We start from the raw sequence: 16,149 nt of genomic DNA, 5'->3' as shown, positions 1-16,149 counted from the left end.
ATGTTCTCGGACGCAATCAGCTCGATCTCGTCGCGCTGACGACCCAGCTCAGACCGGATCGAGCCAAAAAGCTCAGGATCGCGGTCCGACAAGGACTGGGTGAAAAATCCGGTGTCACGAAGATTGGCGTTCATTGGCGCTCCACATGGCTGGGTAAAATCTTGCGGATTTCCTATCGGAAACGCCACTTTCGCAAAAGGCTTAAAGCGACGATTTGGCCTGCTGCGGCGTCAAGACTGGCCTATTGGGGAAAGGTATGTTTGTTTCGGAACCAAATGTGCAACACCGGAAACCACAAAACATGAAAAAGAGAATCGCCTTTCTCGCCAGTGAGGTCAAAGTGGCGCAAACGGCGCGCGACATCCTGGTGGCCAAACATGGTAACGTGGCACCTCGGGACGCAGATATTGTGGTTGCATTAGGTGGGGACGGCTTCATGTTGCACACCCTGCACAACATGCAGCATCTTGATACTCCGGTCTACGGGATGAATCGCGGCACGATCGGCTTTCTGATGAATGAGTATCACGAAGACGACCTGATGGCGCGGCTGGAGGATGCCGAGGAAGAGGTTATCAACCCGTTGGCCATGCAGGCGATGGATCAATCTGGAAAACTGCACGAGGCGCTGGCGATCAACGAAGTGTCATTGCTGCGTGCCGGTCCTCAGGCAGCAAGGCTCAAGATCAGCGTAGACGGCCGGGTGCGCATGGCCGAACTGGTCTGTGACGGGGCGTTGCTTGCCACGCCTGCGGGATCGACCGCCTACAACTATTCCGCGCATGGGCCGATTGTTCCGATTGGCGCTGACGTTCTGGCCCTGACACCCATCGCGGCGTTTCGCCCACGGCGGTGGCGCGGTGCCTTATTGCCGAAAATGGCGAAAGTCAGGTTCGATGTGGTCGAAGCTGACAAGCGCCCGGTCATCGCGGCCGCCGATTCCGTTTCTTTCCCGGATATAGACTGGGTCGAGATCAGGTCGGAACCAGCCATTGCGCACCGTATCCTTTTCGATCCCGGCCATGGGTTGGAAGAACGCCTAATATCCGAACAATTCACATAAAATTAGGATTCCCCAAATTTTTCTCACGCCTGTGTGAAGCAGTTCACAGGAATTCCCTTAACGATTGGCTAATGTGAACTTGCCCGGAGAACGCGCCAAGGTGGGAGTGAGTGGCCACCTGAACGGTGTTTTCGAATGGTTGCGCAGATTTTGCGCTGGCGAGGGTGGGTGGTGCTACGCTCGTCATCAGAAATCCGGGCTTATTTTAGCAGCTGGACCCCGGGCACAATGACCCGGGGTCTATTTTTGCTACATATGATCCCAAAGCGGCAAACACATCTGTCCCACGCGGGCTTCTATCGCGGCGGCGGCATCCACGGCCAGATCCTCGCGCCAGCGCTGTGCCGCGATCTGTACGTTGATAGGTTGAGGCCCTTTGGGAAGATTGGCCAGCCGCGATGGAACGCAAGCTGCTGGCAGTCCTAGAAAGTTCATCGCATAGGAATAGACAGCGCATCCCAAAACATCATGCACGCCTTCCGCGCCTTCGGTGTCCCGGTCAGGTTTGAAAAATGGCTGTGGCAGGAAAGGGGACAAAACCAGCGGGTAGTCCTGCATAAACAGGGACCATTCGCGTGCATAATGGCTGCGCTTGGCCAGCATCCGAACCAATTCTGTTTCAACGATGGGCGGGAACTCCTGAAAGTAGACGTCAAAGATGTCGCGGATGGTTCTGGAACCAGCGGCTTCAATGTCAGATTTCATCAGGGTCAGCACTTCGCCCATCAAGGTCCGATACCCGATCCGGCCACATTCAAAGACATCGGGCGGATCGACCTCTTCAACGATGTACCCTGCATCGACCAGCGCATCGCGCGCAGTGTCGAGGGCTTTTTCGACCTCGGGGTGCAGAGCATAGCCGAAGGTGTTCTTGGTGAATGCCACCTTGATCGGCTGGTCAAAACTCTCGCCGTGCCAGGGCATTGGAACGTGGAATGGGTCCCGCGCATCGGTGGCGATCAGGCTGGGCATGGACAGGTGCAGATCCGCAGCCGACCGGGTGATCAGGCCCTGAACCGACATTGACTGCGCCAGCAATCCGCGTTCGGCCTTCTGACTTGGGTTCCACGCGGGAACGCGTCCCAACCCCGGTTTGACCGTCACGGCACCGATGGCGGCAGCCGGAAAGCGCAGGCTGCCGCCAATATCGTTGCCATGGGCCAGAGCACCGACACCCGCCATCACGGCGGCAGCAGCGCCACCGGATGATCCCCCGGGTGAAATGTGCCGTCCCCACGGGTTGAACGTGCGCCCATGCAGGGGGTTGTCGGTGTCGGCCCTGAAGGAAAACTCGGGCGTATTCGTTCGCCCGATCACAATGGCCCCCGCTTTTTGCAAGTTGCTGACCACCGGCGCGTCATCCGGTGCAATCACATCCTTCAGCGCAATGACACCGTTGGTGGTCGCGTGGCCTTTTTGATCGACATTCACCTTGATTGTTACCGGAACTCCATGCAGCGGGCCGGTCGGCTGACCACGCTCCCGTGCAGCATCTAGCGACCGCGCGCGTTCCAGGGCCTCGGTGCGCAAATCTTCGACGACTGCGTTCAGCGCGGGGTTCACCGCGTCCATGCGATCAATCGAGGCCTGAACCGCCTCGGTTGCACTCAGATCGCCGCGTCGGGTCAGGGTGGTCAGCTCTGTGGCGCTGAGACGCCAGATATTGGTATGTGTCATGGGCCCTCACTGTCTTACAGCGACAGTAGGGGCCCAGATTCAGGTTGCAAGGGCGGACATGGTATGGGCGACCGATGCCGCCCGATGGTTACTTTGCGTAACCAATTGTCTGCAACGCCACCTTGATCTCATCAAGGATGGCAGGATCGTCAATTGTTGCAGGCATTTTGTAATCTTGACTGTCTGCAATCGACACCATCGTGCCGCGCAGGATCTTACCGGAACGGGTCTTGGGTAACCTGTCGACAACAACAGCCAGTTTGAAGGCGGCCACCGGCCCGATCTTTTCCCGAACCATTTTGACGACTTCCTGAACCACATCGCCATGATCCCGTGTGGCACCAGCATTCAGGCACAGGAAGCCGACCGGCATCTGCCCCTTCAGTTGGTCCGAAACACCGATTACCGCGCATTCTGCCACATCGGGGTGGGCGGCCAACACTTCTTCCATCCCACCCGTCGACAGGCGATGGCCCGCTACGTTGATGACGTCATCGGTGCGCGCCATTATGTAGAGGTACCCGTCTTCGTCAATCATCCCGGCATCGCCGGTTTCGTAATATCCGGGGAAGTGTTCAAGATAAGATTTCTTGAACCGTGCTTCGGCATTCCACAGTGTTGGCAAGGTGCCTGGGGGCAGGGGCAGTTTAACCGCGATGGCACCCAGTTCACCGGCCTTCATCGGGTGACCGCCTTCATCCAGAATTTGCACGTCATAACCCGGCATCGGTTTTGCGGGCGAGCCCAGCTTGACCGGAAGCTCTTCGATACCCAGCGGGTTTCCGGCAATGGCCCAGCCGGTTTCGGTTTGCCACCAATGGTCGATCACCGGAACCTTCAGCGCGTTTTGTGCCCAGATAATTGTGTCAGGGTCAGCCCGTTCGCCTGCCAGATAGAGGGCCTGTAGATGAGACAGATCGTATTTGGCGATCAATTCGCCTTTTGGGTCTTCTCGTTTGACGGCGCGGATGGCTGTAGGTGCGGTGAAGAAGCTTTTGACCTTATGTTCCGAGATCACGCGCCAGAAGGTGCCCGCGTCCGGGGTGCCGACTGGCTTGCCCTCGAACACAATTGTGGTGTTTCCATGGATCAGGGGCGCGTAGCAGATATAGGAGTGTCCCACGACCCAGCCCACGTCGGAGGCTGCCCAGAATACGTCACCCGGATCGACGTTATAGATATTCTTCATCGTCCAGTTCAGTGCCACAAGGTGTCCGGCAGTGATGCGCACGACCCCTTTGGGTGCACCCGTAGTGCCAGAGGTGTACAGGATATAAGCCGGGTCATTGCCATCGACCGGTACGCATTCAGCCGGTTCGACACCGTATTGGAAGCCATGCCAGTTGAAGTCGCGCCCTTCAATCAACTGAGCGACTTCTTGTTCCCGCTGGAAGATCACACAAAAATCAGGCTTGTGGTTAGCCAGGTCGATCGCGCCGTCAAGCAGGGGCTTATAATGAACCACGCGGCCCGGCTCCATCCCGCAGGACGCGGCGATGATTGCTTTGGGTTTGGCGTCGTCGATGCGCACAGCCAGTTCGTTGCTGGCAAACCCGCCGAACACAACTGAATGCACGGCGCCGAGGCGGGCGCAGGCCAGCATTGCCTCAAGCGCTTCGGGGATCATCGGCATGTAGATAATGACACGGTCACCTTTCTCGACACCCTTTGCGCGAAGCGCGCCGGCCAGAGTGGCCACGCGGTTGCGAAGCTCGACATAGGATATCTCGCGCTTGGTGTGGGTGATGGGGCTGTCATAGATGATGGCGGTTTGTTCACCGCGCCCGTTTTCCACATGACGGTCTACGGCATTCCAACAGGTATTGACCCGCGCGTCGCTGAACCATTCGTACAAGGGCGCATTGTCGTCGAACAGTGCCTTGCTGGGGGCCTTGACCCAATCGATCCCTTTTGCGGCGTTCATCCAGAACGCTTCGGGTTCAGTCTTCCAGCTGTCATAAACGTCCTGATACGCCATCTCGTCCTCCTCACAACGGCCTGGACATTGTGTTAGGTTGCAGAAAACATCCGGGCAAGCGCGACGCATGACGGCGCGTCAGTTTATCGCAAAAAATTTGCAGATCAGCGGAATATGACTTGCAAATTTTTGCAAAATCGCAGGTGTAGCAGAGTTTTCATCGCCGCAGTGCGAAGATTTGCAAAGTTGCAAACTTTTACATGCAAATCTTGGGCTCCTCCGGGAATCATCTCAACCAGCCGTTTTGGCGTAACGTGGCAGCTTGTCCTGAAGGTTCAGCCAGGGCAGGTGATCGGCGTGGAACACGTGAAACTGTGGTGGCAGGGTTTCCGGTTCGTCCAGCGTTGCGGTGTATAGATGTATGTTCACGCTATCGCGCGCTGTGCGATAGGCCATCTGGGTTCCGCAGTTGCCGCAAAAAAGACGTTCGACCCCTTCAGATGAACGATAGATCTTTGGTGCCTGACCCTGCCATCTGACTGCTTCATGCGGCAGTCCGAAAAAAGCCGTGACCGGCGCGGCGCAGTTTCGCCTGCAATCTGAGCAGTGGCAATAACAGCTCCATGCGGCTTGGGCATCGCTTTCCCAATGCACGGCGTTGCAGTGGCAATGTCCTTTCATGCGCTTCCCCCCTGTTGACAGGGGCGCCAGCCAGGCCGCCCCAGGTTAACCGTAATGCGCCACGGGTGTTCCTGCAATCGCCGCCATGTTCAGCAGACCGCGTGCGGTGATGGATGGAGTAACAATATGGGCCTTGTTGCCCATTCCCATCAGGATCGGGCCAACTTCAATCCCGTCCGCCTTCATCTTCAGAATATTGCGCACGCCGCTGGCCGCATCTGCGTGGGCGAATATCAGAACGTTGGCCGCCCCTTCCAACCGCGACGCCGGGAAGATGCGCGCCCGCAGGTCTGCATCCAAAGCCGCATCTACGTTCATTTCGCCTTCGTAGACAAAATCGCGCGGCTGCCGATCAAGGATTTCCAGCGCCGCCCGCAGCCGTTTGCCTGATCCTTCAGCCTGATTGCCAAATTGCGATTGCGAACAGAAGGCGATCTTGGGCTCGATCCCGAACCGGCGAACATGTCGCGCAGCACCAATGGTGGTTTCTGCCAGTTCTTCCGGCGACGGCAATTGCCGGACATGCGTGTCGGCGATGAACAGGGGGCCGTCTTCCAAAATCATCAGCGACAACGCGCCGTGCGGGCGCAGGTTGCCCTCGTCAAGCACCTGCTCAACATAGTTCAGATGCCAGCGATATTCACCAAATGTGCCGCAGATCATGCTGTCCGCTTCGCCACGATGCACCATGATCGCGCCAATGGCCGTTGTATTGGTGCGCATGATCGCTTTGGCCAGATCCGGTGTAACACCGCGGCGCTGCATGATCTGGTGGTAGGAAGTCCAATAATCGTAATAGCGCGGGTCGTTCTCCGGGTTAACGATCTGACAGTCCTTGCCCGGACGAATGGTCAGCCCCAGCTTTTCACACCGGGTTTCGATCACATCGGGTCGCCCGATCAGAATTGGCGTTTCCGTCGTCTCTTCGAGAATGGCCTGCGCGGCTCTCAGAACCCTTTCATCTTCACCTTCGGCAAAAACGATGCGACGGGATGCGACGGCCGCAGCCTCGAACACAGGACGCATCAGAAGGGCAGACTTGAAGACAGTCTGGTTGAGCTTTTCCTTATAGGCGTCAAAGTCGTCGATAGGGCGTTTTGCAACACCGCTTTCCATGGCGGCTTTGGCGACCGCCGATGACACCACGCCCACAAGACGCGGGTCAAATGGTTTCGGGATCAGGTAATCCGGGCCAAAGGTCAGTTGCTCGCCCTTATAGGCAGCCGCGGCTTCGGCGCTTGTGGTTGCGCGCGCCATCTCAGCGATGCCATCCACGCAGGCAATCTGCATCGCGTCGTTGATCTCGGTCGCTCCGACGTCCAATGCACCCCTGAAGATAAACGGAAAACACAACACGTTGTTGACCTGATTGGGAAAGTCGCTGCGACCCGTGGCGATGATTGCGTCTGGTGCAACCGCGCGGGCATCCTCTGGCAGGATTTCCGGCGTCGGGTTGGCCAGGGCGAAGATAATCGGGCGGCTGGCCATTTTCCGGACCATATCAGGCTTCAGAACATTTGGTCCGCTGAGACCTAAAAACAGGTCGGCCCCACCGATCACATCGTCCAGCGTCCTCAAGTCCGACTTCTGCTCGAACTGTGACTTGTGCGGGTTCATGTCCTCGGCCCGTCCTTCGTAGACAAGCCCGTGAATGTCGCACAGCCATATGTTTTCGCGCTTCACGCCCAGCTTGACGAGCATGGTCAGGCACGCGATCCCGGCGGCCCCGCCACCGGTTGACACGACCTTGATGTCCTCAAAAGACTTTCCGGCCACATGTAGCGCATTCTTGGCCGCAGCCCCGACCACAATGGCAGTTCCGTGCTGGTCATCATGGAAAACCGGGATGTTCATACGTTCACGGCAGAGCTTTTCCACGATAAAGCAATCGGGGGCCTTGATGTCTTCAAGGTTAATGGCGCCAAATGTCGGTTCAAGGGCACAGACGATATCCGCCAGCTTTTCGGGATCGGGCTGATCTACCTCGATATCAAAACAGTCGATGCCCGCGAACTTTTTGAACAGAACAGCCTTGCCTTCCATGACCGGCTTCGAGGCGAGTGCCCCGATATTCCCCAGGCCGAGCACGGCGGTGCCGTTTGACACCACAGCAACAAGGTTACCGCGCGCGGTGTACCGCTCGGCATTGGCTGCATCGGCCTTGATTTCAAGGCTGGCCTCCGCCACGCCGGGCGAATAGGCGCGGGCCAGATCGCGACCGTTGGCCATCGGTTTGGTGGCCTTGATCTCAAGCTTTCCGGGTTTGGGGAATTCATGATATTCGAGCGCAGCTTGTCGCAGGCTGGGGGTGTCAGACATCGGCGATTCAGCTCCCATTGAGAATTTGATTTAGCCTTAAACTATTTATTTGAACTTGGCTACGCTACGTAACTCTGCCGTGATGTCGCAACCAGAATCCGGATTGATATTGTCTGAGTTCATTTTCACCTTTTCACATTGCGACGTCCAAGATCACTCTGGCAAGGCCGTCGTGACATTCAGGCCTGATGACATGGCTGGTAACCAATGAGGGATCAGTAGGTTGGATGTTGGTTGCAGCGATGCTGGGCAGTTGTTGTCGCCCAGATTTTGGTCGAGTTCACCGCGCTGAACGGCGGAATTTTACCCGTGATCATTGAAATGCGGTTCTTCGCTGCGGAAGAAATGCCGGGGATGTTTTTTTCGGTTGGCATTTTGGCGTCTGTTCTGATCGGATGGCCAAAGTTGCAATTCGAAGAGAATACTGATGACCAAGACATCCGATCTGGCGAAAACGCACGCTGAGATTCGCCTGCCCACGCGGGAAATTCGCGACGACATCCCCTTTTACACGAAAAAACTGGGGATGAAGATGGACATGATCTATCCCGCTGACGATCCGCGCGTCGCGGTGTTTTCGGGGCATGGCGTGCGGTTGCGCATTGAAAAAGACGCACCGGAAAGCCCTGGAACCTTGCGTATTCTGACGGATAATCCGTCTGATTTCGCGGGTGGTGAACGCGTTCTGGTGGCGCCAAATGGCACCCGGATCGAAATTGAAGAACGAAATCCGCCACTGGTGATGCCAGAGACCGTGCATTCCTTTGTCGTGCGCAGGCTCAAGGATCAGGCCCCTTGGATCATCGGTCGGGCCGGGATGCACTATCGCGATCTGGTGCCGGATCGGCTGGGCGGGTCGATCATCGCCAGTCATATCCGCATTCCCGATGGCGGACCGGTCCCGGACATGGTGCATTTTCACAAGGTCGGGTTTCAGCTGATCTTTTGCATCCATGGCTGGGTGGATGTGGTCTATGAGGATCAGGGCGAGAAAATGCGCCTGACAGCGGGGGACTGCTTTATTCAACCACCGGAAATCCGGCACCGTGTTCTCGAAGCCTCTGATAATGTTCAGGTCATCGAGATTGGAGTACCGGCTGAGCATGTCACGGAAATCGACCATGACATGATACTTCCCACTCCGCACATCCGCCCGGACCGCGAATGGCAGGGGCAACGTTTTGTCTATAATCAGGCCAAGGGTGCCGAGTGGATGCCCTTCCGTCTTCCGGGTTGCATCTGCCGCGACACCACGATTGCCGAGAACACCAAGGGCGTCGCTGGGGTGCAGGTTGTGCGCAAAGGATCGGGTGATCCGGAATGGGCCATCCATGACACCGACATTCACTTTACCTTTGTGATGGACGGAGAGGTCACCCTGGAAGGAGAGGGGCGCGATCCCTACCGGCTGGAGCAAGGGGATGCGTTCGTCATCCCACCTGGGATGCGCACACGGCTGTCCGACCCAACAGACAATATCGAATTGTTGGAAGTCACCTTACCCGGTACCTTCAACACAACGCTGGGTTAAGCGAAAAACACGGGTCGGGGGCTTCAAATTCCCCGCTTTAATACGTTAGCGTGCAAATTTCTGACCAGATGATCAAAAAAATGGGGAATCGCCATGTCGCTGAAAGACGCCGCCTTGTCTGTCCGGGAAAACGCCTACGCGCCATATTCGAACTTCAAAGTTGGCGCAGCGCTCCGGTCTTCTTCGGGTCATGTCTTTTCCGGGTGCAACGTCGAAAATGTGGCCTATCCCGAGGGCACCTGCGCGGAAGCAGGTGCAATTGCCGCAATGGTGGCCGCGGGTGAGCAGGAACTGACCGAAGTCTACGTGGTTGCCTCCAGCCCTCAGCCTGTGCCGCCTTGCGGTGGATGCCGTCAGAAGCTGGCCGAGTTTGGCAAGCGCGATGTAAAGGTCACTCTGGCAACCGTCGATGGTGCGGAGTTTGAGACAACCATCGGAGATTTGCTGCCGGGTGCGTTTGACGCGTCGCACATGGAAGATGTCTGAACGCATGGACGCCCGTTCAATCATAGCCAAACTGCGCAGGCACGAAGTTCCAGGCCGCGACGAGCTGATCTGGTTCGCGCAAGGGTTGGCAGACGGCAGCGTCAGCGATGCGCAGGCCGGGGCGTTTGCCATGGCCGTCTGTATGGGCGGGCTGGGCCCTCAGGGGCGTGCGGACTTGACGATTGCGATGCGCGATAGCGGCGATGTTGTCAGTTGGGATGTGGACGGGCCGGTGATCGACAAGCACTCGACCGGTGGGGTCGGGGACTGTGTCAGCCTTGTGCTTGCTCCGGCGCTGGCGGAATGCGGTGCGTTTGTTCCGATGATCTCGGGCCGGGGTTTGGGGCACACGGGTGGAACGCTTGACAAGCTCGAGGCGATTCCGGGTGTCAGCACTCAGATCAGTCAGGACCGACTTGCGCAGATATTGCGCGAAACGGGCGCGGCTATCGTCGGCGCGACGGGCCAGATTGCACCGGCGGACAAGCGGCTTTATGCGGTTCGGGACGTGACGGCGACGGTTGAAAGTCTGGATCTGATCACAGCATCGATCCTGTCCAAAAAGCTGGCGGCCAGCCCGGATGCGTTGGTTCTTGACGTCAAGGTCGGCAGCGGTGCCTTTATGAAAACAATTGAGGATGCCCGTAAGCTGGCCACAGCATTGACCGAGACCGCAAACGCGGCCGGGTGCCGGACTTCGGCGGTGATCACCGACATGAACCAGCCTTTGGCATCGGCGCTGGGCAATGCACTGGAGGTCGCGGAAGTGATGAAGGTTCTGACCGGTCCGGATGCTTCGCCTCTGGTGGATATTTCTGCCGAGTTGGGCGGCGTCCTGTTGGCCGATGCAGGCATGTGCAAATCGGTCGAGGAGGGGCGCGAGCAGATCGCCGAGATTATCCGTGACGGTCGCGCCGCCGAACGGTTTGGTCGCATGTTGGCTGCGGTTGGTGGTCCTGTGAAATTTGTCGATACCTGGACCCGTTTCCTGCCTGAGGCGAGCGTTATTCAGGAGGTTCCTGCCTCCGAAGACGGTTACATCTCCTCCATCAACGGAGAGGCTCTGGGCCTTGCGGTCGTCGCGCTGGGTGGCGGCCGTCAGGTCGAAAGCGATGAGATCGATCCGGCAGTAGGAATATCCAACATCCTCAGGCTGGGGGATCGTGTGTCCAAAGGTTCACCGATTGCCGTGGTCCACGCTGCGCGGGAAGACGCCGCACGGCGCGCGGCGGAAACTGTGCTAAGCGCGATGACGATCAGCGATACAGCTCCCAAGCGTCCCGATCTGATCCACGAAAGGATCAGCGTATGAGCCGTGCATTCCTTGTGGTTATGGATTCCGTCGGAATAGGCGGGGCACCCGACGCAGATCAGTTTTTCAACGGTGATGTCCCGGATACCGGGGCAAACACGCTGGCCCATATCGCCCAAGCCTGCGCGGAAGGCCGTGCAGAAGAGGGGCGCACCGGCCCATTGCACCTGCCCAACCTAGACGCGCTGGGTTTGGGCGCGGCTGTGCGGCTGGCGTCTGGAGAGGCCACTCCGGGCCTCGATGCCGAACCCGCTGGACTATGGGGCTGCGCGCGTGAGCATTCGCCCGGTAAGGACACGCCCTCAGGCCACTGGGAACTGGCTGGCCTGCCGGTGCCCTGGGATTGGCATTACTTTCCAAACACGGTTCCGGCTTTTCCAACGGAACTGAGCCGCGCGGCAGCCGAAGCTGCCGGGACCGAAGGCATTCTTGGCGACTGCCACGCGTCCGGAACAGCGATCATTGCCGAGCTGGGCGCCGAGCATATGCGCACCGGCTGGCCGATCTGCTACACATCCGCTGACAGTGTATTTCAGATCGCGGCTCATGAGGAAAGCTTTGGGCTGGAACGGTTGCTGGACATGTGCCGCGCGCTTGCTCCGCGTTTGCATCAGATGAAAGTCGGGCGTGTCATTGCGCGCCCCTTTGTCGGAACGCCTGAGACGGGGTTTGATCGGACGACCAATCGCAAGGATTTCGCCATTCTGCCCCCGGCACCGGTGCTGACCAATTGGGTGCAGGATGCAGGGCGGCGGGTTCATGCTGTAGGTAAGATCGGCGACATCTTTTCGATGCAGGGGATCAACACGCTGCGCAAAGGGTCGGATGCCCAGCTAATGCAGCACCTGTCTGACCTTGTAGACGAGGCGGAAGAGGGCAGTCTGACCTTCGCCAACTTTGTCGAGTTCGACAGCCTGTACGGACATCGCCGGGACATCAGCGGATATGCGCGTGCGTTGGAATGGTTCGACCGCGAGATCGGAGAAGTCCTTAAGAAGCTTCACCCGGGAGACCTGTTGCTGTTGACTGCCGATCATGGCAATGACCCAAGCTGGACCGGAACAGATCACACCCGTGAACAGGTTCCGGTTCTGATTGCGGGGCAGGGTGCTGGACAGATCGGGCAAGTGGATTTTGCCGATATCGCGGCCAGCATTGCCCATCATCTGAACATTCCGGCGCAAGGGCCGGGAAGGAACTTTTTATGAGCGTCGCAGACCTGCCCAAAATCGAACTGCATCTTCACCACGAAGGCGCGGCACCTCCGGCCTTCATCCGTCAGCTTGCGCATGAAAAACGTGTGGATCTGAGCGGTATCTTCAAACCGGACGGATCTTATGATTTTCGTGATTTCGCGCATTTCCTGAGCGTGTACGAAGCCGCTTGCGAAGTTCTGAAAACGCCCGAAGACTTCCGGCGGCTGACATTGGCCATTCTTGAGGAAAGCGCTGAAAATGGCGTGGTTTATTCCGAGACCTTCCTCAGCCCTGATTTTTGCGGCGGTGGCGACCTGCATGCGTGGCGGGATTATCTGAACGCCATTCAGGATGCGGCAGACGAGGCCGAGCGTAAATTTGGTATCACCTTGCGCGGTGTCGTTACCTGTGTCCGCCATTTTGGCGCCGAACAAGCCAGGCGAAGTGCCCATTGTGCGGCCGAGACCGCCGGATACTGGATCACCGGTTTCGGCATGGGCGGCAACGAATCCATTGGCACGCAGGGCGATTTCAAATGGTCTTTCGATTGTGCCCGCGAAGCCGGGCTGCGCCTGACCACGCATGCGGGTGAGTTTGGCGGTCCTGACAGTGTGCGCGACGCTGTGCGCGATCTGGGGGTTGAGCGTATCGGGCACGGCGTCCGCGCCATCGAAGACCTTGATCTTGTACGTGAACTGGTTGACCGGGATATCACGCTTGAAGTGTGTCCGGGTTCGAATGTGGTTCTGGGCCTTTTCCCAGATTTTGCTGCCCACCCCATCGCGAAACTGCGCGATGCGGGCGTAAAGGTTACGGTTTCCACCGACGATCCTCCGTTTTTTCACACGACCATGCGGCGGGAATATGAGATGTTGAACGCGGCTTTCGGTTGGGAGGCCGGGGATTTTGCGGCATTGAATGAGATGGCCCTGAATGCGGCCTTCTGCGATGAAGACACCCGCGCGCGGGTCAAGAAAAGACTGGAGAACACATGAGCGAACATCTGACCGTCGTCGATCACCCGCTGGTGCAACACAAGCTGACGCTCATGCGGGACAAGGGCACCTCGACCGCCGGGTTCCGGCAGTTGTTGCGCGAAATCACATTGCTGCTGGCCTACGAGGTCACGCGCGACATTCCCTTGACCACGCGCAATATCGAAACGCCGATGGAAGAGATGGACGCCCCCATTCTGGCAGGTAAGAAAATGGCGCTGGTGTCAATCCTGCGCGCCGGAAACGGGATGCTGGATGGGGTGCTTGAACTTGTGCCTTCAGCACGCGTCGGTTTCGTGGGGCTGTATCGCGACGAAGAAACGCTGAAACCCGTACAGTATTATTTCAAGGCCCCCGAAAGCCTGAAGGACCGTTTGGTCATTGCGGTGGATCCAATGCTGGCCACCGGCAACAGCTCGGCCGCGGCCATTGACCTACTGAAAGAGGCCGGGGCGACGGATATTCGCTTTCTGTGCCTGTTGGCGGCACCCGAAGGTGTCGCGCGGATGAAAGAAGCGCACCCTGACGTGCGTATCGTCACAGCAGCGCTGGACCGCGAGTTGAACTCGAAAGGCTACATCATGCCCGGTCTGGGGGATGCCGGTGACCGGATGTTCGGAACCAAGTAACCCGGTTTATTCGCCGCAAATATTCTGTAGCCGGACCCAGTCGCGGTCCGGCAGCACCTGTTCCAGCGCCCTTCCCGCCATTGGATCCGCTTCGATCAGGCCAAGAACGGTTTCGCCGGTCACATCACGGGCATAGGCGTAGGGGGTTGAGGGAAGCGCGCTTTGCGAGAACATCGCCAGCAAATCGTCATCAGAAATGGCCGGGCGGGGCTGTGACAGGACCTGCTCGGTATATTTGTCGATAATCTCGGACGTCAGTCCGCCGGTTGTCAGCAGTCTAAAGGCAGAGGTTGCGCCGGTTCTGTCCAGCAAGTCATCCAGCGGGTCTTTGTGCGCGGTCCGCGCCCGTTCAGCAATCACATAGCCCGCTGCGACCGCAGGGTCTTCGTAATCCTCTACCAAAGCACGGCTTAGCAGGACTGTGCCGCCAGGCAGGCTGAGGCTGTCCTGAACGCCTGCGGGCAGAATGATGATCTGCCGTACGCCGGTGCGCCGGGCCAATTGTTCCAGTGAATCCCGAGCATCCCGCGACGTACAGGCCCGGCCCGAGACGCGCTCGATCCGATGCAAGATCATATCGCCGATTTCTTGCCGTTTAACTTGGGGCACGACCGAGACAACATGGTTTTGCAGCGCACCGGGCAGCCAGAACAGCAACAGCGCCAGCACAGCGGCCACGACGCCTCCGACACTCAGCCAGCGCAAACGCCCCGGGTGGGGGCGGGACCGATCTATAGCGCGCTGCAATCGGTCGATCGCTTCAAGCATCGTGGTTTCGGATTCGGCCAGCTCAAGCGTTTCATCCGGATCACCGTCCGGGTTGAATATGGCCGGAAAGGAACCGGGGTTCTGGCGTTCAAGTGCTGCCAGCGACCAGTGGGTCAGTGCCCTGTCATTGAAATCGGAAATGGTCAGGGTGGCTTCGCCGATAGACACCACAACCTCGCGCCGCTGTTCATCGGGCGAGGGGCGCCACAGACCGGTGGCTTCGATCCGCTGGTACTGTTTCAGGGCCGTCATCTGGGTGGGTCTGCTCGAATTTGTTTTGCCGCAGCTTAGCATGGTGAAATCGCAGGGCGCAAACCTGTTGCGCAGTCATTGCGAATTGTGCTGGATACCCGAAAGGATCGAGACTGTCGGCCCACGATCACAATCAGGACACGACTTCATGCAGGCGCATTCCTCATCTTCTGCTGTGCTGGCTTCGGCCCTGATGGTCAGTGCCATGGCAATTATCGGCGTCATCGACAATGTTGTGATCCTTTTGGCCGAAACCGTCGGGCTGTGGCAGTTCCATCTGACCCGTGCACTGTTGATGCTGCCGCTGATAGTTGGCCAGTCGTTTCTGGGGCTGGGCGGGTTGAGGCCCGTGCGGTGGGGTCCCGTCATTTTGCGCAGCGTTCTGATTACCACGGCAATGCTGTTCTGTTTTGCATCCCTTGCCATGATGCCTATTGCACAGGCGCTGGCAGGGTTGTTCACCTCACCGATTTTTGTGCTGTTGATCTCCGCTCTGGTGCTCAGGCAACCAATAGGGCCGTGGCGCATACTGGCAGTACTGATTGGATTTACTGGCATCCTTCTGGTGCTTCAGCCAAACCCCGGCGATTTTGACCTGCGCACGTTGGTGCCCGTGGCGGCCGGGTTTTTCTATGCCCTCAGTTCGATCCTCACACGTACACATTGTTCTCAGGAAAGCACTGTGGCCATGCTGGCCGTCATGGTCATTACGCTGGGTTTGGCCGGTGCGATGGGGCTCACGTTTCTGACAATCTCGCCGGTCGTTACGGCAGACGGTGCCGAGGGGTTTGTTACGCGTGGATGGGTCTGGGATATGGGGCCTGCCATACCGTGGCTGGTTACTCAGGCTATCGGTTCTACAATCGCGGTTTTCATGCTGATCAAGGCGTATCAGGTGGGCGAGCCGTCTTATGTGGCGGTGTTCGAGTATTCTGTCATGATTTTCGGCCCGCTTTTCGCTTTTGTGGCCTTTGGACAAACCATTGGCGTCTTTCAGATTTCGGGCATCCTTATGATTGCGTCAGCGGGTCTGTTGCTGGGGTGGCGCGCCAGCCGATCATCTGACCAGCAAAAAGTTGCCTGACGCGATTGGGTCGTATGTACGTCTAAGCCAGACCGTTTTGTTATTTCCGTATCCAGTGAAACGCCGTGGATTCGGAGGATCGACAAATGGCATTCGTTTCAGAAATGGCAAAAATGCTCGGTGAGCTTTCTGGAGTGTTCACGAAAACCCTCGGTAATTACGCGGAATTGGTCAAAAATGGGCGCAAATATGTCTGAAATGTGACGGGCAGAATTTTTGGTGTTAGCTCATTGGCATA

Annotated in this window: 14 protein-coding genes and 1 pseudogene; 8 read left to right on the top strand and 7 right to left on the bottom strand. The window is 57.9% G+C overall.

Translation table 11 applies throughout. The features are described 5' to 3' along the window. Window positions 1-134 (bottom strand): annotated as a pseudogene (gene glyA / locus AC2FLZ_RS15240) (serine hydroxymethyltransferase); the annotation flags it as partial. A 122-nt stretch (window positions 135-256) separates the two neighbouring features. Between glyA and AC2FLZ_RS15235 the strand changes: the two are divergent. After that, the gene (locus AC2FLZ_RS15235) at window positions 257-1,063 is read left to right on the top strand and encodes an NAD kinase (protein WP_480553876.1); all 807 of its coding nucleotides are present in this window, start codon (window positions 257-259) and stop codon (window positions 1,061-1,063) included. A 249-nt stretch (window positions 1,064-1,312) separates the two neighbouring features. Here the strand turns inward: AC2FLZ_RS15235 and AC2FLZ_RS15230 are convergent, their stop codons facing one another. The 5 genes from AC2FLZ_RS15230 to AC2FLZ_RS15210 all read right to left on the bottom strand — a co-directional run bounded on the left by AC2FLZ_RS15230 (window position 1,313) and on the right by AC2FLZ_RS15210 (window position 8,032). Beyond that, window positions 1,313-2,740, bottom strand: coding sequence for an amidase family protein (locus AC2FLZ_RS15230; RefSeq protein WP_496882374.1), 1,428 nt, complete (start codon window positions 2,738-2,740; stop codon window positions 1,313-1,315). Between the two features lie 88 nt (window positions 2,741-2,828). Then, window positions 2,829-4,718 carry a propionate-CoA ligase PrpE gene (prpE, locus tag AC2FLZ_RS15225; RefSeq protein WP_496882373.1) on the bottom strand — a complete coding sequence of 630 codons (1,890 nt, stop codon included), beginning with the start codon at window positions 4,716-4,718 and terminating at the stop codon, window positions 2,829-2,831. Between the two features lie 231 nt (window positions 4,719-4,949). Continuing rightward, entirely contained in the window at window positions 4,950-5,339 is a 390-nt protein-coding gene (locus AC2FLZ_RS15220; protein ID WP_496882372.1) for a GFA family protein, read from the bottom strand. A 45-nt stretch (window positions 5,340-5,384) separates the two neighbouring features. After that, complete coding sequence (locus AC2FLZ_RS15215; protein ID WP_480504506.1) at window positions 5,385-7,658, bottom strand: NADP-dependent malic enzyme; 2,274 nt, start codon at window positions 7,656-7,658, stop codon at window positions 5,385-5,387. Window positions 7,659-7,873: 215 nt separating this feature from the next. Beyond that, on the bottom strand, window positions 7,874-8,032 hold the full coding sequence (locus tag AC2FLZ_RS15210) for a hypothetical protein (protein ID WP_480473551.1): 159 nt from the start codon (window positions 8,030-8,032) through the stop codon (window positions 7,874-7,876). Between the two features lie 53 nt (window positions 8,033-8,085). Here AC2FLZ_RS15210 and AC2FLZ_RS15205 point away from each other — a divergent pair, with 53 nt between their 5' ends. The 6 genes from AC2FLZ_RS15205 to upp all read left to right on the top strand — a co-directional run bounded on the left by AC2FLZ_RS15205 (window position 8,086) and on the right by upp (window position 13,807). Next, window positions 8,086-9,189, top strand: a complete 1,104-nt coding sequence (locus tag AC2FLZ_RS15205) for a cupin domain-containing protein (protein WP_496882371.1) — start codon at window positions 8,086-8,088, stop codon at window positions 9,187-9,189. A 93-nt stretch (window positions 9,190-9,282) separates the two neighbouring features. Then, complete coding sequence (locus tag AC2FLZ_RS15200) at window positions 9,283-9,675, top strand: cytidine deaminase (RefSeq protein WP_267365809.1); 393 nt, start codon at window positions 9,283-9,285, stop codon at window positions 9,673-9,675. Between the two features lie 4 nt (window positions 9,676-9,679). Next, window positions 9,680-10,987 carry a thymidine phosphorylase gene (locus AC2FLZ_RS15195; protein ID WP_480603050.1) on the top strand — a complete coding sequence of 436 codons (1,308 nt, stop codon included), beginning with the start codon at window positions 9,680-9,682 and terminating at the stop codon, window positions 10,985-10,987. Further along, on the top strand, window positions 10,984-12,195 hold the full coding sequence (locus AC2FLZ_RS15190; protein WP_496882370.1) for a phosphopentomutase: 1,212 nt from the start codon (window positions 10,984-10,986) through the stop codon (window positions 12,193-12,195). The genes AC2FLZ_RS15195 and AC2FLZ_RS15190 overlap by 4 nt, the downstream gene beginning before the upstream one ends. Then, complete coding sequence (locus AC2FLZ_RS15185) at window positions 12,192-13,178, top strand: adenosine deaminase (protein ID WP_496715684.1); 987 nt, start codon at window positions 12,192-12,194, stop codon at window positions 13,176-13,178. The genes AC2FLZ_RS15190 and AC2FLZ_RS15185 overlap by 4 nt, the downstream gene beginning before the upstream one ends. Continuing rightward, window positions 13,175-13,807 (top strand): uracil phosphoribosyltransferase, encoded by a 633-nt coding sequence (upp, locus tag AC2FLZ_RS15180; protein ID WP_480473547.1) that lies wholly within the window; start codon window positions 13,175-13,177, stop codon window positions 13,805-13,807. Before AC2FLZ_RS15185 ends, upp begins: the two co-directional genes overlap by 4 nt. A gap of 6 nt (window positions 13,808-13,813) precedes the next feature. Here upp and AC2FLZ_RS15175 read toward each other — a convergent pair whose 3' ends face one another. After that, window positions 13,814-14,827: a hypothetical protein gene (locus tag AC2FLZ_RS15175; RefSeq protein ID WP_480517691.1), complete on the bottom strand. Its 1,014-nt coding sequence runs from the start codon at window positions 14,825-14,827 to the stop codon at window positions 13,814-13,816. 148 nt (window positions 14,828-14,975) lie between these two features. Here AC2FLZ_RS15175 and AC2FLZ_RS15170 point away from each other — a divergent pair, with 148 nt between their 5' ends. Continuing rightward, complete coding sequence (locus AC2FLZ_RS15170) at window positions 14,976-15,911, top strand: DMT family transporter (protein ID WP_496882369.1); 936 nt, start codon at window positions 14,976-14,978, stop codon at window positions 15,909-15,911. Window positions 15,912-16,149: the final 238 nt, after the last annotated feature.

Source organism: Ruegeria sp. YKSF131, from assembly GCF_059612645.1.
Note: the sequence above shows the minus strand (reverse complement) of the source record. Positions and strands in the feature narration are given on the sequence as shown.